A 21,368-nucleotide genomic window follows, 5' to 3' on the forward strand; every position below is an offset into this window, starting at 1 on the left:
ACTTTGATATTTATAATATATTATATATCCGATAAAAGACTTCTTACACAAATTTTGTGCAAGAAGTTTTTTTATTTTACTATTAATATATTAAAAGCATAGAAGTTATATTTTCCATTAAGAAACATTATTGTTATAATATAATTATAAAATTGTGAGTAAAATTATTTTAACTTTAAATAGATTACAGGGGAGAGAGAGTTTTTATAATGACTTATCAAAGTGAACATGAATTAGAAGAATTATTAATTAATCAATTAGTTGAGCAAGGCTATGCAAGAGTTACTATACCTGATGAAGCTGCTTTAGAGAAGAATTTTAGGGAGACTTTATTTGAGTTTAACAGGAAAAAACTAGGGGATGTGGCTTTTACTGATAAAGAGTTTGAGAGAATACTTATTCATTTAAAGAATAAGAGTATTTTTAATAGTGCTAAGATTTTTAGGGACAAGTTCATTCTTGAGAGAGAGGATGGAACTAAGGTTTACATAGAGTTTTTTGATGGAAAGGATTATCACAACAACATATTCCAAGTTTCTAATCAGATAACTATGGAAGGTAAATATGTTAATAGGTATGATGTTACTATACTTATTAATGGTTTACCTATGGTTCAGATTGAGTTAAAGAGAAGGGGTAAGGACTTTAATGAGGCTTTCAATCAAATAGCGAGATATAGAAAACATTCTTTAAAGGGGTTATTTAGATATATCCAATGTTTTGTTATTAGTAATGGTGTTGACACTAAATACTATTCTAATAGCGATAAGGAGATTAAGTGTGAGTTTACTTTTTTCTGGAGTGATGAAAAGAATAAGAGAGTAACTAACCTTAGAGAATTTGCTGAATCTTTTTTAGATAGAAATATGTTAAATAAGATCATAGCTAAGTATATGATTATTAATGAGAGTGAAAAAAATCTTATGGTTATGAGACCTTATCAGATATATGCAGTTGAAGCTTTAATGAAGAGAGCTAATGAAACTAACAATAATGGGTTTATTTGGCATACTACAGGTTCTGGAAAGACCTTAACTTCTTTTAAGGCAAGTCAGCTTTTAGCAGATGAGGAGAAGGTTAAGAAGGTATTTTTCTTAATAGATAGAAAAGATTTAGACATCCAAACTGTTGAGGAGTTTAATAAGTTTGAGAAGGATTGTGTTGATACAACTGATAATGTTAGAACTTTAATAAAACAAATAGAGGATGTAAACACAAGACTTATTGTAACTACCATACAAAAGTTAGCTAGGCTTTTAAAATCAGAGAAATATGCACATAGAATGGACAAGTATAGAGATGAGAAAGTTATATTTATAATAGATGAGTGTCATAGATCTCAATTTGGAGAGATGCATACAGCTATAAATAAGCATTTTACAAAGGCTCAATACTTTGGATTTACAGGAACACCAAGACTTCCAGAGAATAGGAGTCAAGATGGAAGAACAACAGCGGATATTTTTGATAAATGCTTACATCATTATTTAATAAAAGATGCTATTAATGATGGCAATGTACTTGGCTTTTCTGTGGAGTACATTAAAACCTTTGATGGTGAGGTTAATGAGTATGATGATGAATATATAAAGGCTATAGATAAAGAAGAAGTCTTTATGAATGATGAACGTATAGAGAATATAGCTAAGGATATAATAGCTAATCATGATAAAAAAACAGCAGGAAGAAAGTTCTGTTCACTTTTTACAGTTCAAAAGATTCCAATGCTTGTTAAGTATTATTATGCTTTTAAAGCTTTAGATCATGATTTGAAAATAGCAGCAATTTTTACCTATGAGGATAATGAAAATTTAGATGGTAAGTGTGAACATTCAAGGGAGAGCCTTGAGCGAATTATAAGTGATTATAACAAGATGTTTAAGGAAGATGATATAGACTTTTCAACAGATACTTTTAAGGAGTATTCAAAGCATCTATCAAAAAAGATTAAAAATGCAGAGATTGATATAGTTATAGTTGTAAATATGTTTTTAACAGGGTTTGATAGTAAACCACTTAATACTCTTTATGTGGATAAGAATTTAAAATATCATGGACTTATACAAGCATATTCAAGAACTAATAGAATATTAGATGGCACAAAACAGCATGGTAATATAGTTTGCTACAGAAATTTAAAAGAGGAAACTGATGAAGCCATATGTTTATTTTCACAAACTGATAGTACAGATGTGGTTTTAATGGAAAGCTTTGATTATTATTTAAAGCTTTTTCAGGAAAGACTAGATAAATTATATGAGATTGCACCAACAATAGAATCTATTGACTGTATGCAGGATGAAAATGAAAAGAAAGATTTTGTAGAGGCCTTTAGGGAATTAACAAAACAGTTAACTAAGCTTAAAACCTTTGTTGATTTTGAGTTTGATGAAAAAAAGATAGGAATATCAGCTCAGAAATATGAGGATTATAAGAGTAAATACTTTTCTATATATGAAGGGGTTAAGAAAGAGGGAAAAACCTCTATATTAGTAGATATAGACTTTTGCATAGAGCTTATGCAAACAGATAAGATAAATGTTAACTATATACTAAACTTAATAAGAACTATAGATTTTGAGACAGAAGAGAAAACTAAGAAGGATATAGAGAAAATTAAAAGGTTATTAGATAATGCTGATAATGAAAATTTAAGACTTAAGTCAGAATTACTTAGAGAGTTTTTAGAGAAGGTTGTACCTAATATTACAAAAAATGACTCAGTAGATGAAGCCTTTAACGAATTTTTAGAAGATAAGAGAGTAGATGAAATAGAATACTTTTCAGAGGAAGTTGAGATAGATAAGTTTAAGGTTAAGGAATATGTTTCAGAATATGAGTATTCAGGAAGAATTGATGGTTCTGAAATAAAGGATAATTTAAGTGGTGGTCTTTTAAAGAAGAAGAGACTTGCAGAAAAGATAAAAACTTTCATAATAAATCATGTTAACAAGTTTAATTTTTAAGTTTAAAAATAGAAAAATAAAATTTATTTTTATTTGCTTTCTGTAAAATATTGCCTTTTAATAACAATTATTGTAAACTGAAAAAGAGGTGATGTTATGAAGGAATTTCAAGGGAAAAATTTACCTGTAGAAGAGCTTTTAAGTCTTAAATTTTTTAATTTGCATGTAGGGCAAAGAAGATATGAATGGACAGAATCTCATGTAGAAACATTCATATTAGATATAAAAAATTCAATAGATGATAAAGAGAATACTAATAGTAAATATTTTATTGGGACTGTAATTTTAATTGAAAATGAAGATGACAATCAAATTAAAAGTTTAACTATAGTTGATGGTCAACAAAGAATTACAACAATATTATTAACAATATCTGTATTAAAGGATATATGTGCAAGTAAAGCTATTTTATCTACTGATGAAAAGTATAAGGAGTATGCAAGTTTATTAGATCAATATTTAATGACTAAGGATATATCTCAAAAGGGACCCGTATTTAGGTATCGTTTGAGTGTATCAAATAATGATAGAGAAATTTTTGAAAAATTAATTAGAAATAAAAAGATAGAACAATCACAAATAAAAACTTTATCAAATGAAAAATTAATTGAAGCAAAATTAAAAATAAAAGAAATAATAAATGAATATTCAGAAGAGGAATTGTTTTCATTTATATTTGCATTATTAAAGACTGTAGAAATAGTTGAATTGACGACTAAAGATGAAGAAACAGCTTATGTATTATTTGAAAATATAAATACTAGGAGTTTATCCTTAGGACCTTCTGATCTTATGAAAAATATGTTTTTAAAAAATATTGACGATAATATGAGAGAAGAATTAGAGGGGCAATGGGATGAGTTTATAAATAATCTTACTCCGGCTCGAATTAATAGAAAAAATTTTCCAGGAGGAGTAACACCAACAAATTTTCTTAAACATTATATAATGTCCAAAGGAGAATATATAAGTAAAAAAGATATATATTTATATTTTAATAAATTAGATCTTAATAAAAATGAAATTTCTAAAGAATTACAAGTTTTAAAAAATAAATCTTTAAAATATATAAAGTTTTTAAATGGTGAAGGAAATAAATCCATTTCAAATATAAAGTTATTAGGTCTTAAGCAAACTATCATAGTATTGCTTGCATGCTCAGATTTAGATGAAAATACTTTAAAGGAAATAAGTTATTTGCTTGAAAAAGTTGCATTTTGTTATGTTATAGGAGATTTAAGAACTAATACTTTAGAGAGTATATTTACAGAAGTTGCAGGCTTAATAACTAATAAAAAAATAAATGAAGCTAAAAGTAAGTTGAAAAATCTTATTAACGATAATAAAGATATAGTATTAGAAGCTTTTAAAAACAAAATGTTTGATACTAGACTTAAAAAAAAGAAAGCAAAATATATTCTAGTTAAACTAGGAGAGTTATTAGATAATGTTGATTATAGTACTTTAGAAATAGAACATATATTACCAGAAGAAAGAAGTAAACTTTGGAATATATATTCAGGCGAAGAATGGTATAGAGATATAGATATGTATAATAAATATATGTCTAATATTGGTAATATGACTCTTCTTAAGAGAAATGATAATGCATCAATAAAAGATAAGTATTATACAGAAAAATGTAAAGTTTATAAAAATTATGGAAAGCTAACATCGACGATTGTAGAAATTCCAAAGACAGGAACTGTAAATACTAAGATGGATAAATTACTTTCAGCATGTAAGTATATTCCAACAAAGAATTGGGGACCTGATGAGATTAAGAAAAGAGCAATTTGGATGGCAAATTTAGCTGAATATATATGGTTTGATAAGGAACTTTAATATATTATTAATAAATAAAAATAAATCTGAAAATTAAATATATTCAGATTTATTTTTTGTTTGTAGAATTTTATTAAAATTAAGTAATAATTTCTAGTTTTATATAAACTTAAATAAATAATAAAAAAATTCTATTGAATAAGTAATTATTATTAATTTAATATAAAATATTAATGTAAACAAGAACTAGAATTATAGTGATAATTCTATAAACGGGAATGGTTTGTATTGTGATAATGTAAAATATTAATGGTATAATTAAATATATTATTAGTAATTTAATATTTATAGAAAGCAGGGAAGACATAATGAGTACATCCGAAATACAAAAGGAACAACAAAGTAATTTACAAAGTAATTTATGGAATATAGCAAATGATTTAAGAGGGAATATGGATGCTAGTGAGTTTAAAAACTACATACTAGGTCTTATATTCTATAGATATCTTTCAGAAAATGTGGAAAGTAGGGCTAACAAGCTTTTAGAAGAGGATGGAGTTAGCTATGAAGAAGCTTGGGAAGATAAGGAGCTTAGAGAAGCTCTTAAGGAAGAGTTAGTAAATGATATAGGATATTTTATTGAGCCTAAATTTTTATTTGATAAGCTTTTAGCTAAGATAGAAACTGGTGATTTTGATATAGAAATCTTAGAGGAAGCTATAAATAATATAACTGAATCTACTTTAGGACAAGAGAGTGAAGAGGAGTTTGACCATCTTTTTGATGATATGGATTTAAAATCAACTAAGCTTGGTAAGGATGTTAAAAGTAGAAGTGAGCTTATAGCTAAGGTTATGGGAAAAATAGCTCAAATAGATTTTAGATTTGATAACAGTGAAATAGATATACTTGGAGATGCTTATGAGTATCTTATAGGACAGTTTGCAGCTAATGCAGGTAAGAAAGCAGGAGAGTTTTACACTCCTCAACAGGTTTCAAAGATATTAGCTAAAATAGTTACAATGGGAAAAACTGACCTTAAAAATGTATATGATCCAACTTGTGGATCAGGTTCATTATTACTTCGTGTTTCTAGAGAAGCAAAGGTTAGAATGTTCTATGGACAAGAGAAGACTTCAACAACATATAACCTAGCAAGAATGAATATGCTTCTTCATGGAGTTAAATATAGTGATTTTAATATTAAAAATGATGATACTTTAGAGAATCCACAACATGTAGATTTAAAATTTGAAGCAATAGTTGCAAACCCTCCATACTCAGCAAAATGGAGTGGGGATGATAAGTTCTTAGATGATGAAAGATTTTCAGCTTATGGAAAGTTAGCTCCAAAATCTAAGGCAGATTTTGCATTTATTCAACATATGATACATCACTTAGAGGATAATGGAACAATGGCAGTCGTGCTTCCTCATGGAGTGTTATTTAGAGGGGCAGCAGAGGGAGTTATAAGAAAGCATCTTATAGAACAAAGAAATGTTTTAGATGCAGTAATTGGACTTCCGGCAAACATATTCTTTGGAACATCAATCCCAACAGTAATACTTGTATTTAAAAAGAATAGAAAAAATGCAAATAATATAATGTTTATAGATGCATCAAATGAATTTGAAAAAGGTAAAAACCAAAATGTCTTAAGAGATAGGGATGTAGAAAAGATAGTAGAAACATACAAAAAGAGAGAAAATGTAGATAAATATGCATATGTAGCTACTATGGAAGAAATAAAAGAAAATGACTATAACTTAAATATACCAAGATATGTAGATACCTTTGAGGAAGAAGAAGAAATAGATATAATAGAAGTTCAAAAAAACATAAAAGAACTAGATAAAGAAATAGAAGAACTAAAGAAAAGTCTAGAAGCAGACTTAAAAGAATTAGGTCTTTAGGAGGTACAAGGATGAATAGAAATGTGCCAAAGTTAAGATTTAAAGGCTTTGAGGATGAGTGGAAAAAAGAAGTTTTAGGAGATCTAATTGTAGAAAAAATAGAGAAAACAGAGGATAAAGGCAAATATCCACTATATAGTTTAACAATAGAATCTGGAGTAGTTCCAAAATCTGATAGGTATGAAAGAGAGTTTTTAGTCAAAAAAGAAGGCAATTTTAAAATTGTAAATAACAATGATTTTGTTTATAATCCAATGAACTTAAGATTTGGGGCATTAGCTATTTATAAAGGAGATTTTCCTGTAAGTGTATCAGGGTATTATAATGTTTTTTCTTTTAAGAATAGAGGATTAGAAAAGTTTTGGGATAATTATTTAAAAACTCATAGAATGATGTATTTGTACAATACGATTGCTACTGGCTCATTAGAAGAAAAAAAGAGAGTGCATTATTCACAATTTAAGGAATTAAAATTACCTATGCCATCCTTAAAAGAGCAAGAAAAAATAGCAAATTTCTTAAGTAGAGTAGATAGTATAATGGGAAAACAAGAAAAGAAAGTAGAATATTGGAACTCTTACAAAAAAGGAATGATGCAGAAAATATTTAAACAAGAAATAAGATTTAAAGATGAGAATGGGAGAGATTATCCGGAGTGGGAAGAGAGAGCTTTAAAAAAAATAATAAAAGAAGATTTGTATCCAGTAAATAAGCCTAATGTAGCATATGAGAAATTAAGCGTAAGATCTCATGCTAAAGGAACATTTAGTAGTAGAGTGGATGATCCAGCAACAGTTGCTATGGATACATTATATGAGGTAAAAGAAAATCAGTTAATTGTAAATATAACATTTGCTTGGGAACATGCAATTTCAATAGTTAAAAAAGAAGATGAAGGAAAGTTAGTTTCTCATAGATTTCCAACATATAAATTTAATCCTGACTGTTATTATAAGTTTTATGAGTATGTTATTAAACAAAGTTCTCTTAAATATAAATTAGGACTAGCCTCACCAGGAGGAGCTGGTAGAAATAGGGTTCTTAATAAAAAGGAATTCTTAAAAATAGAGGTTCAACACCCTTGTTTTGAGGAGCAAACAAAAATAGCTAATTTCTTATCAAATATAGATAGTATAATAGAAAAAGAAAATCAAAAATTAGAAGAATTAAGACAATGGAAAAAAGGATTGCTACAACAGATGTTTGTGTAGAAATATTACTATAAATTAATAGGGTTATATACTTATTAACATATATATAACTCTATTTTTGGTATAATAAATTAGTAAATATTTGATATATTGGTTATTAGTACATATTGGGATTGTGAGTTATAACTGATTAATTTATTAAGAAAAAGGGGTTAAGGAGAATGTTAAGTAATAAAAATTATACTAGAATTCTTAATTTGTTAGATAAGTATTTATGGGAATATAAAGTTTCTGAGACTGGATTTAATTATACTGGAATCATTTTAGATTATCATTTTGAAAGTTCTATATTATCTGTAGATTATATGGACATAGAAGATTTTTTTGAGGAAAATGGTGAGTTAGAACTTAAAGAATGTAATACATTAATTGAGCAGTATGAAACTTTGAATACAGAAAAACGCCTGAGATTATTAGAAAATATTTTAAGTATATTAAATCTTTCAACTAACAATAAAGAAAAAAATCAAAAGCTTATAAATAGAATTATAGATATATTAAAAAAAGATTTTGTAAGAGTTGAGAAAGAGAGTGATAATAAGATTATAGTTAGACAAGATGATATTGTTGGTGAGGGCTCTTATTGTAATGTTTTTAGGATTAATGATGTTGTTTTACGTAAAGAGTTAAAAGATGAATATAAGTCAGATGAAAAATTAATTAAGAGGTTAAAGTATGAGTTTGAAAATATGAAAAAATTAGAAGAATGTCCGCAGGTTCTTAATGTATATGAATATGATGAAGCAAGTAATTCTTATACAATGGAAAAGGGTGAGATGAGTCTAAATGATTATTTAACAAGCTGCAATAATAGTATTAGTTTAGATGAAAAAATAAAAATAATTATAGATGTTATAAAAGGAATAGTATTTGCTTATGAAAAATCAATAATACATAGAGATTTACATCTAGGTAACATACTTAAGACTGGAAATGATTTTGTTATTTGCGATTTTGGTTTAAGTAAGGATTTATCAATAGAAAGAAGTATGAAATCTTCATATACAGAGAAGAATAATCATATTTTTGTAGATCCCTATGCAATGGGTGATTTTACAAAGTTAGATCATAAAAGTGATATATATTCAATCGGAAAGATAATAGAATGGTTATTTTATAAAAATAATGATGAAAACCCATTTAAAGCTATTGTTGATCGTTGTATTACTAGAGATAGAAAAATAAGATATGATTATGCTAGTGATGTTTTAAAAGATATCGAAAGTATTATTAATGATAAAGATAAAGAAGCTGAAAGAGAAAGTACAATTGATGATATAATTAACTGTAGGTTTAATGTTAAAGTATATAATTATATAATGAGTTTAGTTAAGAGTTCTAGTATTGGAGTTTTTATAGTAAAACATAATTTAAATAATTTTGGACAAGTCATATTAAATTTTGAAATTTTGCAACAGAGACAAATACTTAGTGCTATTAATAGTGAGTTTGAAAAAGCTACAGGATGGAATGGATGGGATAATTATGATATATTTGCTAATATATCATATTACATAATTAAAAATTCAGATGATTCAAATATGAAATCAATAGCTATGGAAATATTACAAGTTTGTGCAAATAATAGATATTATGCAACTAGGTTATTAGAAGAGATAGAAAGTTTAAGGGTATAAATTCAGTAAAAGGAGATATTTATGAGTAAAGAGATTGATAATTTTTTAGATAATTATATTAAAGATACTATCTATGATTATGCAGTTATGATAGACGGAGAATGGGGAACAGGAAAAAAATTAATGTTTAGATAGAAAAAGTTGAGTTAAGTTTATTTGATTTAATTAAAGTTAAGAATTGGAACATGTTAAAAAATGATGTTAAATTTAAAATAAGTATATTATAATTTTAGTAAGTAATAACATTTATTAGTGTGTTATTACTTACATTTTTATATTTCTAATATTAAGAATTAAGTTTAATCAAAACTAAATTCAAAGGCATATTTAGGGATTTAGCCATATCTTCAGCACTTTTTCCTTCATACTCTTTTACCATCTCATCTGATATAAGTAAGTGTGCTGCAAAGATTCGAGCATACCTTTCAAAGTCATCCTTTGGTTCTAATGAGGAATTAGTTACAAGGTGTATTTCTTCTTTTGGGTGAATTAGAAGGTATCCTAATTCATGGGCACATACAAGCCTTTTTGTTTTTAATAAACAATTCTTGTTTAAGTGGATGAAGCTTTGTCTTTTATAGGTATGGGAATAGCCATATACTTCTCCTAAGTCTTCTTCTAACAGTATGATTCTCTTTGCTAATGTTATTTCTAATGGATCCCTTAATCCATATTTTTTTACTAATTGGTTTGCTAAATTTTTTATATTCATATATATTTTGGATTGCACCAATGAAACTCCTGATTAAATTTATGAGTTTTGATGCAAGTCCTTCACCTACCTTTCAAATATTTTATAATGAAAGGATATTGGTGTTTTAAGCAGGTTTAATTGATTTTAATTGGCTAATTTGCTTTAGAAGAAAATTTGTTTTTAGCAATTAGTTTTGCCATTTTCATTGAATGTTCTAAGCTTTCCTTAAAAGCTTTTCTTGTTTCACCATCTAAGAGAAACCCCTCAAAGGATATATGCTTTTCAAAATTATTTAAGTTATTTAGAGTTTTTTCTAAATCTGCTTTAATATTTAATATTTCCTTTTTTGAAAGGGAGCCAGTTGCATAAGGATTGTTCAAATCATTATTAATTATTTGCTTTTTAACAATCTCATTTTCAGAAAGCTCCTCACTTAGAGGTTTTAAATAATAATCTTCTTCTAAGAGAGTATCATCAAAAAATGATTTTAAATCAAGCTTTAGAGATGTGGATAATGCCTCAATAGTATCAAAGCTAGGATTATACCTGTTATGTTCTATATCTGAGAGATAAGAACGAGATATACCTGCCATTTCAGCTAAAGCCTTTTGAGTTAATTTTCTCTTCTTTCGCAATTTTTGTAGCCTATAAACAATAAACATAAGTTAAATTCCCTCTTTTGTTTTAAAGTTTTGATTTTTTAAACTAGTATTGATTTATAAAGATATATTAAGACCTAAAAAGTTTCTATTGTTATTTATTTTTGTAAAATTATCATATATAAACCATTGTTTAAAACAGAGTCTAAAATAAAATTTTAAACTGAGAAAAAGATTAAGATAAGATACTTAAATTGTGTTAAGTGTAATATAAGAATAAAGTTTAAAAAGGTATGTTATGCTATAATTAATAAAATATCTTAAATTAGAAAATACAATATATTTGAAAGGAATAGAGAATGAAAAAAAGAAAAAGACTTTTTCTAAGTATCATTTTTTTCGGTACAATTTTAAATTTAATTCTTATATTTTTAGGGCTTAAAGTATTGGTAAAGAGGTTAGAGATAAAAATTAATGAAGAGCCAAAAGTGGTGGAGGCACAATTTCCTTATAATACAGAATTTGATAATTATAATATAGAAATAAAAAAGCCTAAGGTAGTAAATCACTACATTCTATTTGATTACACTATTTCCACAAAGGATAATTCTCCTATAGAAAAGGAGGATTTCTACATTACAGGTAGTCCAAGCTTTCCAGATATAGCATATTTTATATCATCACAAAATGTTTTAACAAAGGTAGAGAACAATAAAATGAGAATTGTTAATGTTGGAATAATTGTAGCTAGAAAAGACTATGATAAATATGTTAATAATTTTGATTTTTTAGTAAGTGCTAGAGAAAAGGGAAGTAGTAAAAATCTCTTTGAGGAAAAAAGGGTAGATACAACTATAAAAGTTGATGGAGTAGTTTATCCAGATAAGGAAAACTACAAGGAGATTAAAAAGACTTTTAAACTAGATGATATTGATTTTGAAGTTTTAAGCATAGGAGACTTTGACTTTGGAAGCTGTATACCTATATTTGTAGGAAATATAAGTGAGGAAAAAGGCAAAGAAATAGAAAATAAATATGTCCTTAGAGTTGAAGGGGAAAATATAAATGCAATTTATGACTTAGAAAAATGGGTTGGATTTTATGAGCAGGTAATAAAAAGATACAGTAATATAGACCCAAGCTACAATGCAAACTCCCAGTATGACCAGTTCTACATGGGAAAAATCTTCTATAATCCAAAGGAAGTAAATAAGGACAATGTAAAAATATATCTAATAAACAAGGAAACCAATGAAGAAGTAAGAATAAATTAAACTTACATCCATAAAAGAAGTAAAGATAAATTAAATTGACATCCATAAAAGATTTGCAGTAAAAACCTTATTGCAAATCTTTTTAATATAAAGTGAAAAAACATCCATCTAAGAAAAATCTATAAATCAAAAAGTATCTCTAAGGTACCTCTTCCTATAAAGTAAAATCTCCTTAAGTCAAAGGGGTTATTAAGTGAGCATATCTTAAAGGAAAAGTATATTCTAAGGTATAAACATACTAAAGTCAAAAAGATATAGTGAAAAAGCTCCTTAAAAGGGAACCTAGCCAAAGATAGAAGCTAGAGAGCATATGACTTTTTAGAAGAAACCAATCCAAGTAAAAGCCAACTAAAAGTTTTATTAAGTGATAATGCATTGAAGCGAAAATCTAACCTAGGTAAAAATATTACCAAGTAAAAAACAGTCTAAATCCCAAAAATCTAAGGTGAAAAAAAGTATTTCAAGTGAAAAAATGCTTTCAAGTAAAAATCTCTTCAAGCAAATATATTTTAAAGTTAAAAAATACATTTAAGTAAAAATACTTTTACAGAAAATTATAGGCTATGCAGGAATAAAATCTATGGGTATTTATATATATTTGAATAAATGAAGTAAATTTTTTTATAAGAAAAATCTTTTTAGGAAAAAAGAGAAAAATAAATTTTTAGGGAGTAGAGACTATGGCTAGAAAGTGTTTTTTTATTGATTTAGATGATATGCCAAAAACTGATGAGGATATTTGTTTAGAAGTTGAAAGGTATTGTGGGAAGAATAATTTACCTTTTGATTTTATTAAAAAAACTTCACCTGTAATTGCTAAGATTAAGGATAATAAGTATGAAATAACAAAGAAATATGAAAATGGAAGGTTCCTTAATCGTTGGATTTTAAGCTGTAAGGCAGTAAATTAAGGCATAAAGCGTGATGGATTTTTGAAAATGATTCTACTGTTTTAAGTTGTAAATTATTAACTTAAAGTTTAAAGTGTAGTGGGTTTTAAAATGATTCTACCTTTTTAAGTGGCAAAAGAATAAATTAAAGCATTAACTTTATTTAAAATTCTAAATATATTGAAAAATATGGATAATAATTATATAGTAGATATAACAGAATTCATAAATGCTTCATGAAAAGAGTAGTGAACTACTTATAATAACTATATAGCATAGAAAATAGCTACTTTTAAATAGTGTAAAACAGCTAATTTGAAATTGCATTTACAATAAAATAGCTAATTTAAAATAGCACATGTACTATCTACTTTTAAATGGTGTAAAATAGTTAATTTTAAAATTAATTTATTCAATATAATAAACTTAAAAATTAACTTTATTAAGGGGGATTAGAATTTATGTTTAAAAAAGGCTTTTTAATTGATTTGGATGTGGAACCTAAAACAGATGAGGATATTTGTTTAGAAGTTGCAAAATATTGTGGAAAAGATGGCTTGGCCTTTGACTTTATTAAAAGAACTTCACCTGTAATTGCCATGATTGATGGAACCAAATATGAAATCCAAAAGAAATATCAGAGAGTTAGATTAATAAATTGTTGGGTTTTAAGCTGTAGAGAAATAGACTAATATTAATTTATCTTAAGATAAAAAATGCATATTAAAAAAATTATCTATAAACAGAGTTTTGCATGGAGCATATTAAAATAAAGAGGAATATTAAAAAATTCTAAATAAAAGTTATATTAAAAAGTTGCCAAAATTTATCTTCATAGTTTTAGCACATTATAAATTTAAAAATAAAAGAAAAATAGGTAGATCACATTTTGAGGTCTATCTATTTTTTTATAACTTAACTCATAAGATTATTGATTTTTATAATAACCATGGTATAGACTATTTTTATAATTAAACATAGGATTAAGAGAAGTACTTAGATTTTTTATAATAAGGGAGAGGGAATTATGGGGAAAGAGTATTTAAAAGCAGATGAAAAGGACTATGAGGAGTTAGTTGACTTTATAAATTATGTATTTAGTCATTCAGGTGGAAAAACGGATTTTCCATCCTTATTGCCTAAGGTATATAAGAATAAGGATAAAATTAAGTACCATCATATAATAAAAGTAGATAACAGGATAAAGGGCGTAGTAGGGGCTTTTCCACTAACCTTAAGCCTATTAGATGAAAAAGTAAATGTTGTAGGAATTGGAAGTGTATCAGCTCATCCCTATTCAAAGGGACAAGGCTATATGAAGGAACTTATGAATAAAGCTATTTATGAGATGAAAAATGAGAATGTGGATATGAGTGTTCTTAATGGGTATAGACAGAGGTATGAACACTTTGGATATGAGCCTTGTGGACAACATATAAACTTTAATATTCTACATGTAAATATAAACTATAAGCGTAATGAATTAATTAATAAGGGAATAAGCATTCATTTATTAGATGAAAATGATCCTAATATAGTAGAAAAGGCATATAGGCTCCATTCTAAGAAAAATGTAAAGATAGAAAGAAAAAAAGAAGAATTCTTAGATATATTAAAATCATGGAATTGCAGAATTTACTCTGTATTTAAAAATGGCGAATTTATTGGATATATTTCCTCAAACAATGGGTTTATTGAAGAAATAGTTATAGAGGATAACAATGATTTAAACTTTGTCATAGCTTCATACATAAAAACTTTTAATCATAGGGAAGTAAATGTAAGAGTTCCAATCTATGAAAGAGAGAAAATATCACAGCTTTTAAAGATATGTGAAAATTACTCAATTACTAAAAATAATAATTTTAGAATATTTAACTATGAAAAGATAGTGAGAATAATGCTAAAACTAAAAGCCACTTATTCAAATCTAGAAGATGGAGAATATAACATAAAAATAATAAACTATGGAGTTTTAAATATTAAAGTCCATAAAAACAATGTGGAAGTAAAGAAAGTTGAAGAGAAAACTTATAAAGCTAAAGGAATTTTCAACAATAGTGAAAATGAAACCTATAAAGCAAAGGAATATTTCCATAGTAGTGGAGAAGAAACCTATGAACACAATGAAGCTTTAAAGAGAAGTAGGAAAGAAATCTATAAAGACAAGAAAGCTTTAAATAGCAGTGAAGAGGAATTTAATATTGAACTAAATGAGTTAGAAGCAATGGAGTTTTTATTTTCACCAATAAAATCCTACTTTAATTTTGATAAAGATATTCCAAGTTTTTTAAATAGCTGGCTACCACTTTCATTATACATAGACAATTTAGATTGTGTGTAATAAATTAGGAAGAGCTAATAAACATTTAAATAGTGAATAACCATTTCACTAAGCTTATTATGAAAAGAGCTAATAAATAGTTTATTATATCAAAAAATAGCCTCATAGGAGTTCTTATAGGAAATATAACTTTTTTACAAGTTTCTAAAATAACTTCACAAGAGTTATTAGATAGAGCAAAGAGAATTGCATATAATCATAAAATAATCTTAATAGAAAATAAGAATAAACCTTATCATTTACTTGCAAATGATAAGGCTTATTTGTTTTTTAATATATTCATTTAGTAAAGAACTTTATCATTTAGGTTAAAATTATAAGGTTCTTTTATCTTACACAAGCATAAGAAGATTTATTATATCTTTTATGAATATTTTTATTTTTGATTTTCCATATCTTTATAATAAGGGGTTATTATCTCATATAACAATGTGAGAATTTCAATAACTTTAAAGAAAGTAATTTTATACTTCCTAAAGTATATGCCCTGCAAATTTTTCTTGTATAACAAAAAGTGCTACAACATCTGCAATACAAACAATAAATATACTAAGTTGCATTTGTGCAAAAGTTAAAATTTCAGTAAATCCTAAAATAGAAAAGACTATAAATACTACGCCTAAAAGGAATAAACATCCTCCCATAAAGCTGCAATAGTTTTTAATGTCCTTTACTCCTCTTAGATGATAATCATGTATTAAGCTTGTTTTTTTCTTAACCATTATCAAATACCCAAAAATAGAGAAAAGTATTCCTACAGCACCTATAATAATAAACTCAAACATAAAATCACCTTCCTAAAAACCAAAAGTTTAATATAACCTTTGAAAATCTTCTGCATATGACAGCATAAAGAGAAAGTCTTCTAAAAAACCAATGGCTTAATATAATTTACTATACTTTTATGGTAACATTTTGAAGCTAGAATGTTAATATTTTTTATTAAGTTTATATACTTTTTAAGTAAGAATAGTAAAAAATTAAATTGTTACACCAGAAAATAACCCCACAAGAGTTCTTAGAGGGAGTAAAAGCCATTGCACCTTTCTTCCATGCTTTATAGAGTAAAGAGTTAAGAGAATTAAACTTGCATAGTTAAAATTTTAATAGTTTATAGTAATATACCTCATATTTATACTATGGTAAAAGATTTGAAAAGCAGACACCCTATATTTATATAAATTTAATTTTATTTACATAATTATTGGCATTATAATCCATAAATTGTATATATAATAAGAATATAAAGTTTTGGACAACTGTATTAAATTCATAAAAATAGTAATTATGAGGGGGATATATGAATAATAATCTAAGATTTATATTAAAAACAACAGGAATACATATTTTAACCTATATTTTATGTGGAATAATTTTTTCTACCATATTTAGTTATGATAGATTATTTGCTATGAATGGGGTAGATGGATTCATGAAAGATGTTGGAGGTTCAAGTACCTTATTAGGACCTTTAGTACAGGTTATTCGTGGGATTTTATTTGGAGTAGTGTTACTACTATTTAAAGATACTTTTATGGGGAAAAAATATGGATGGTTAAAATTGTGGGCTATATTAAGTATAATAGGAATAATAAACACACCAGCACCTGCTCCATTTTCAATAGAAGGTATAGTGTATACCAAGTTACCATTAGAGTTTCATTTAAAAGGAGCACCAGAAATTCTTATTCAAACGTTACTATTTTCATATCTATTAGCAAAGCCATCTAAAAAGAGAAATATAAAATTTATTGAAGATAACAAAAATGAATTTGTTTCTGCAATAGTTTGCATGGTGTTATTTTCTTTATCAGGTATAGTATTAGCATTTATAAGGGGAATCGATATTAAATCCTCAGTAGGTGATATAGGAGCTTTTGGAGTTATGTTTATAGCTTCAGTATCTACATTTTTTATCTCTAAATATTATCCAAAAATAGAAAGTAAATTCAAGGATATTATAGTCATAATTAGTTTATATTTTTTATTAGCAATTTTGCCATATATATATAATTTAATAACTAATTCTCCTTTTAATACTAATTTAACTTTATTAATAAATATAGTACCTACTGCAATAGTTTTATTGGTTATAAAGGTAAATTATCATAAAAAATAACATAATGAATCAAAAAAGTTCTAGATCATTTATTTGGTTTAGAACTTTTTATTATCTGTATTTTAATATTGTGGGAATTTATGGAATAAAATTTGGGCTTGTGATATTATAACACTTATAGATAAGCAGAAATTTTATGGTAGGGGTTGGTTTAATGAATTTTATAGATACATATGATGAAATTTTATCTTGTTTTTCATCAAAGGAATTTAATATAGCACTTTGGGAAAATTATTCAAATGTGATTTCAAAGGAATTATCTAATAAAGTTCAAAGGGATATTAAAGATTATAATTACAGAAAAGATATATTGCCTGTAATTGAAACAGCTCTAAAAAGTAGGGAAAAATTAAAGCAAGTCCATGAATCATTTATAGCAGTTTCAGATAATATTAAATATAAATTCAAGGAATTATTTGAAGAAGATTTGGATTTAGACATTATTCTATACTTAGGTCTATGTAATGGAGCTGGCTGGGCAACATCACTTCATAATAAGAATGTTGTTCTACTTGGAATTGAAAAGATTATTGAACTTAATTGGTGTGACAAAGAGGATATGTTTGCTTTGATAGCTCATGAAATAGGTCATATTTGGCATAAAACTAAGGGGGGATGTTTTGGAAAACAAAAAAATATTAGTGAAAAAGCACTTTTTCAACTTTATAGCGAAGGAGTAGCTATGTTATTTGAGCAATTACTATGTGGAGATGAAAATTATTATCATCAAAATCAAAATGGATGGATAGATTGGTGTGAAAAAAATTTAATTGAACTAAAGAGAGAATACTTATTAAGAATTACTAATTCTGAAAGTGTACAAGATTTCTTTGGAGATTGGAATAGTTACAAAGGTCATACAGATGTAGGATATTTTATAGGATGTAAATTTGTTAGATTTCTTCTAAAAAAATATTCACTTACAGAAATGCTTTGTATGGAAATGGATTTAATGTTGAAAGAATATATTAGCTTTTCAAAGTTAGGAAGGTAATTAATAATAAAATAAGAGCAAAGGAACTTCAATTGGCTTTCCTTTGTTCTTAATTTATATAAGTTAAACATTTCTACTTGTAGATTTATATAAAATTGGTATTGTCAATATTATTAGAATCACACCCATAAAAGCAGGGGAGGAATGACCAAGAGATACATAGATTTGTCCTCCTAAAATAGGGCCAATTATTCTTGCTAGAGATTGAAGAGCTTGGCTACCTCCTTGAATCCTTCCTTGTTCACTAGAATCAGCAGACTTAGATAGCATTCCATTAAATGAAGGGCCAAAAATTGAATCTCCAAAACCAAATATAAACATGCCAACTATGAAAAAAGGATAGAATGTAAAAATAGCTGATGCTGCAATAAGAGCATATCCTATAATTTCAGAGACTATTCCAAGAATTGCTATCTTTACATCACTAAGTTTCATTAAAAGCTTTGGCATTATTAAACCTTGTGAAATAATATCTTGAATACCCATAATTGAAAACATAAGTCCTATTAATGTAGGGGTCCAATTGAAGGTATCCATTGTAAATAGTGAGAAAATTGATTGTAAAGATCCATTAGGTATCCAAATTAAGAAGGCTGAAATAAGTAGTCTTTTTAAGTTTTTCATAGAAAGTACACTCATAAGCTGTGTAAATGGATTAAGTCTTACAAGGGTAATTTTCTTAAGTCTATTATTTTCATGAAGACTTTCAGGCATATATAAGATTCCATAAATAAAGTTTAATAAGGTTATTATTGCTCCAAAATACATTGGAACAGCATAGCCAAATTTGGCAAGCACTCCACCTAGAGTAGGTCCAATGGCAGCACCTATACCTGCAATTGCACTTATCCATCCAAAATATTTAGTCCTCTCTTCCTTAGAGGTTATATCTGCAAAATATGCAAAAATTGTGCTTATGCTCCCACCTGTTACACCATCTATTATACGTCCAAGAAATAGTACCCATATAGAGCCACCTATACCAAAGATTAAGTACCCAATTGAGGAACCTAAAAGGCATATTAAAAGTATGGGGCGACGTCCATATCTATCACTTAAAGCCCCAAGTCCAGGAGCTACAAAAAATACACAAATTGCATAAACTGAGGTTAGTAGAGTAACGAAGAAAGCTTGTTCGCTAGCACTACTTACATAAGGCTCAACTAAAAATGGAACAACAGGGGATATAATACTAAAGCCCATTCCACAAAGGAATACAGATATAAGACCAAAGAGGAAAGCCTTCTTATCCACTGTTTCTCCATTCTTTTCTTTATTATATGATTTAAATTTAGTCATTTAAAATCTCCTTTCAAAAGTTAATATTGTTTCCTTGTCAACAATAATAAATTAATTTTGTTTCTTTGTCAACAAAATTTCAAAAACAAAAAAAGCAGTTCCTTCTTAATAAAGTTGGACTGCTTGTATTTTTATTATTTAAATTTATTTTAATATTTTTTTTATTTGCTTTAGGTAAAACTCATTTTAAATTATTCTGACTTAATATTTACCCATGTTATCACAGAATTAGACGCTAGATATGAACCATTTTAATTTATTCTGACTTAATATTTAACCCAATCTTCTTTATTTCTTCATCTAAATGATCACTATATTTTTTTGCAAAGTCAATCATACAATCAAATTGTTCCTCAGTTATTTGCTCAAAGACAGCTTTATCACGTTCTTGAAACTCTTTATGGAGATCATCATGAATCTTATTAATTGCCTTTCCTTTTTCAGTAAGTTTAAAATAGATTTCCTTTTTGTTGTCTTGCTTTTGGTAACTTTCAATAAGGCCCTTTTCCATAAGTTTCTTACTTAACTTGCTTATAGCACCCCTAGTCATATAAAAGGACTCTGCAAGTTTTGTTACATTACAATCTACATTCTTAGCAATATATTCAATAAAATGTATTTCAGAAGGCTTATACCCCTTAAGACACTTTTCCATCTTAGACTTATTAAGCCAAGCTAGCTTGTTAAACAAGTCCCTAAAACCACTTATAACCTGTTCCTCTTTGTTCATGGTCTGTCCTCCCATCCCTTGATTCATTAAGAACATTATATTAAACTTTTGTTTCTCTTTCAACAATATCAAGGGGTAAACTCAGGAATTGGATGAAACACTTAAGGAATTTCAAGAGAATTTCTTAAATATCCTAATATACATTTAACTTTCCTTTTATTTAAGGATTTTCATAATAAGTTTGCAAAAATAGCAATAGATAGCGAAAAGAAATACATATTAAATGAAGAAAAATGGTATGATTTCAATCATAATGTTTTAAAATATATAAGAATTAATGAAAGACTAAATAGAAACTTAAAATTAGACGAGCAGTTTAGTTATTTTGGAGGAATAATAGATGAGTCCATATTATAGATATAAAAAAACAGGAGATTTCTCCTGTTTTTTTACTTTTCACTTACTAATTGCTTTACAGCTGGAACATCAGCAGGAGCCCATGAAAGAGTTTCAAGGTAATCTACTGGAAGCCATATAAGTTTCGCATGTTCACTAGCCTTTGGAGTCCCATTAACAAGTTTACATTTTAATGTTATTAAGTTAACTATAACCTTCTCATATTCATGAGTATTATCATTAAATGTAGATATGTATTCTATATCACAATCTAATTCTTCTTTAATTTCCCTAACTATTGCTTGTCCTACAGTTTCCCCTTCCTCAATCTTTCCACCTGGGAATTCCCATTGCTTAGGAAGAGTCATATCCTTTGATCTTAAGGCACAAAGAATTTCTTTCTTTTCATTTTCAATTATAGCACCAACTACTTTTACTGTTTTTTTCATGATTTTTTCTCACCTCGAAGATTATTTTATCATAATTACAATTGAGATCAAACTTTAGATTAACTTATAAATAATTACTGGTTATATTTAGATAAGAAATGTAATGTTAGATTATCTATGACACCATT

General features: G+C 26.9%; 17 protein-coding genes. 11 read left to right on the top strand and 6 right to left on the bottom strand.

Going from position 1 to position 21,368, the window contains the following annotated elements:
• The first annotated feature begins 209 nt into the window (after positions 1–209).
• From ACYUCG_RS02030 to ACYUCG_RS02050, 5 genes are all read left to right on the top strand, one after another.
• Complete coding sequence (locus ACYUCG_RS02030; RefSeq protein WP_460267981.1) at positions 210–2,966, top strand: type I restriction endonuclease subunit R; 2,757 nt, start codon at positions 210–212, stop codon at positions 2,964–2,966.
• 96 nt (positions 2,967–3,062) lie between these two features.
• The gene (locus ACYUCG_RS02035; protein ID WP_131439494.1) at positions 3,063–4,811 is read left to right on the top strand and encodes a DUF262 domain-containing protein; all 1,749 of its coding nucleotides are present in this window, start codon (positions 3,063–3,065) and stop codon (positions 4,809–4,811) included.
• Between the two features lie 308 nt (positions 4,812–5,119).
• Positions 5,120–6,664, top strand: a complete 1,545-nt coding sequence (locus tag ACYUCG_RS02040; protein ID WP_460267982.1) for a type I restriction-modification system subunit M — start codon at positions 5,120–5,122, stop codon at positions 6,662–6,664.
• A gap of 11 nt (positions 6,665–6,675) precedes the next feature.
• Entirely contained in the window at positions 6,676–7,875 is a 1,200-nt protein-coding gene (locus ACYUCG_RS02045) for a restriction endonuclease subunit S (RefSeq protein ID WP_139933112.1), read from the top strand.
• Between the two features lie 161 nt (positions 7,876–8,036).
• Complete coding sequence (locus tag ACYUCG_RS02050) at positions 8,037–9,512, top strand: protein kinase domain-containing protein (RefSeq protein ID WP_460267983.1); 1,476 nt, start codon at positions 8,037–8,039, stop codon at positions 9,510–9,512.
• Positions 9,513–9,798: 286 nt separating this feature from the next.
• Here ACYUCG_RS02050 and ACYUCG_RS02055 read toward each other — a convergent pair whose 3' ends face one another.
• Both ACYUCG_RS02055 and ACYUCG_RS02060 read right to left on the bottom strand, forming a co-directional pair.
• Positions 9,799–10,242, bottom strand: a complete 444-nt coding sequence (locus tag ACYUCG_RS02055) for an ImmA/IrrE family metallo-endopeptidase (protein WP_139933114.1) — start codon at positions 10,240–10,242, stop codon at positions 9,799–9,801.
• A 116-nt stretch (positions 10,243–10,358) separates the two neighbouring features.
• Entirely contained in the window at positions 10,359–10,868 is a 510-nt protein-coding gene (locus tag ACYUCG_RS02060; protein ID WP_460267984.1) for a helix-turn-helix domain-containing protein, read from the bottom strand.
• Positions 10,869–11,251: 383 nt separating this feature from the next.
• On the opposite strand from ACYUCG_RS02060, the gene ACYUCG_RS02065 reads away from it, so the two are divergent.
• The 4 genes from ACYUCG_RS02065 (at position 11,252) to ACYUCG_RS02080 (ending at position 15,313) form a co-directional block, all read left to right on the top strand.
• On the top strand, positions 11,252–12,079 hold the full coding sequence (locus tag ACYUCG_RS02065) for a hypothetical protein (protein WP_460267985.1): 828 nt from the start codon (positions 11,252–11,254) through the stop codon (positions 12,077–12,079).
• A 680-nt stretch (positions 12,080–12,759) separates the two neighbouring features.
• On the top strand, positions 12,760–12,990 hold the full coding sequence (locus tag ACYUCG_RS02070; protein ID WP_003475677.1) for a DUF4318 domain-containing protein: 231 nt from the start codon (positions 12,760–12,762) through the stop codon (positions 12,988–12,990).
• 440 nt (positions 12,991–13,430) lie between these two features.
• Positions 13,431–13,661 carry a DUF4318 domain-containing protein gene (locus ACYUCG_RS02075; protein WP_208337375.1) on the top strand — a complete coding sequence of 77 codons (231 nt, stop codon included), beginning with the start codon at positions 13,431–13,433 and terminating at the stop codon, positions 13,659–13,661.
• 335 nt (positions 13,662–13,996) lie between these two features.
• Entirely contained in the window at positions 13,997–15,313 is a 1,317-nt protein-coding gene (locus ACYUCG_RS02080; RefSeq protein ID WP_460267986.1) for a GNAT family N-acetyltransferase, read from the top strand.
• Between the two features lie 473 nt (positions 15,314–15,786).
• Here the strand turns inward: ACYUCG_RS02080 and ACYUCG_RS02085 are convergent, their stop codons facing one another.
• Positions 15,787–16,098 carry a DUF3784 domain-containing protein gene (locus ACYUCG_RS02085; RefSeq protein ID WP_003480742.1) on the bottom strand — a complete coding sequence of 104 codons (312 nt, stop codon included), beginning with the start codon at positions 16,096–16,098 and terminating at the stop codon, positions 15,787–15,789.
• Positions 16,099–16,613: 515 nt separating this feature from the next.
• Between ACYUCG_RS02085 and ACYUCG_RS02090 the strand changes: the two genes are divergently transcribed.
• Positions 16,614–17,432, top strand: coding sequence for a hypothetical protein (locus tag ACYUCG_RS02090; RefSeq protein WP_240297966.1), 819 nt, complete (start codon positions 16,614–16,616; stop codon positions 17,430–17,432).
• A gap of 154 nt (positions 17,433–17,586) precedes the next feature.
• Positions 17,587–18,426, top strand: coding sequence for a hypothetical protein (locus tag ACYUCG_RS02095; protein ID WP_460267987.1), 840 nt, complete (start codon positions 17,587–17,589; stop codon positions 18,424–18,426).
• 63 nt (positions 18,427–18,489) lie between these two features.
• On the opposite strand, the gene ACYUCG_RS02100 is transcribed toward ACYUCG_RS02095, so the two are convergent.
• The 3 genes from ACYUCG_RS02100 to ACYUCG_RS02110 form a co-directional block, all read right to left on the bottom strand.
• Entirely contained in the window at positions 18,490–19,725 is a 1,236-nt protein-coding gene (locus ACYUCG_RS02100; protein WP_460267988.1) for an MFS transporter, read from the bottom strand.
• Between the two features lie 256 nt (positions 19,726–19,981).
• Positions 19,982–20,455, bottom strand: coding sequence for a MarR family transcriptional regulator (locus tag ACYUCG_RS02105; RefSeq protein ID WP_460267989.1), 474 nt, complete (start codon positions 20,453–20,455; stop codon positions 19,982–19,984).
• A gap of 389 nt (positions 20,456–20,844) precedes the next feature.
• On the bottom strand, positions 20,845–21,240 hold the full coding sequence (locus ACYUCG_RS02110; protein WP_142420525.1) for a (deoxy)nucleoside triphosphate pyrophosphohydrolase: 396 nt from the start codon (positions 21,238–21,240) through the stop codon (positions 20,845–20,847).
• Positions 21,241–21,368: the final 128 nt, after the last annotated feature.

This window comes from Clostridium sp. CTA-17 (assembly GCF_054767895.1).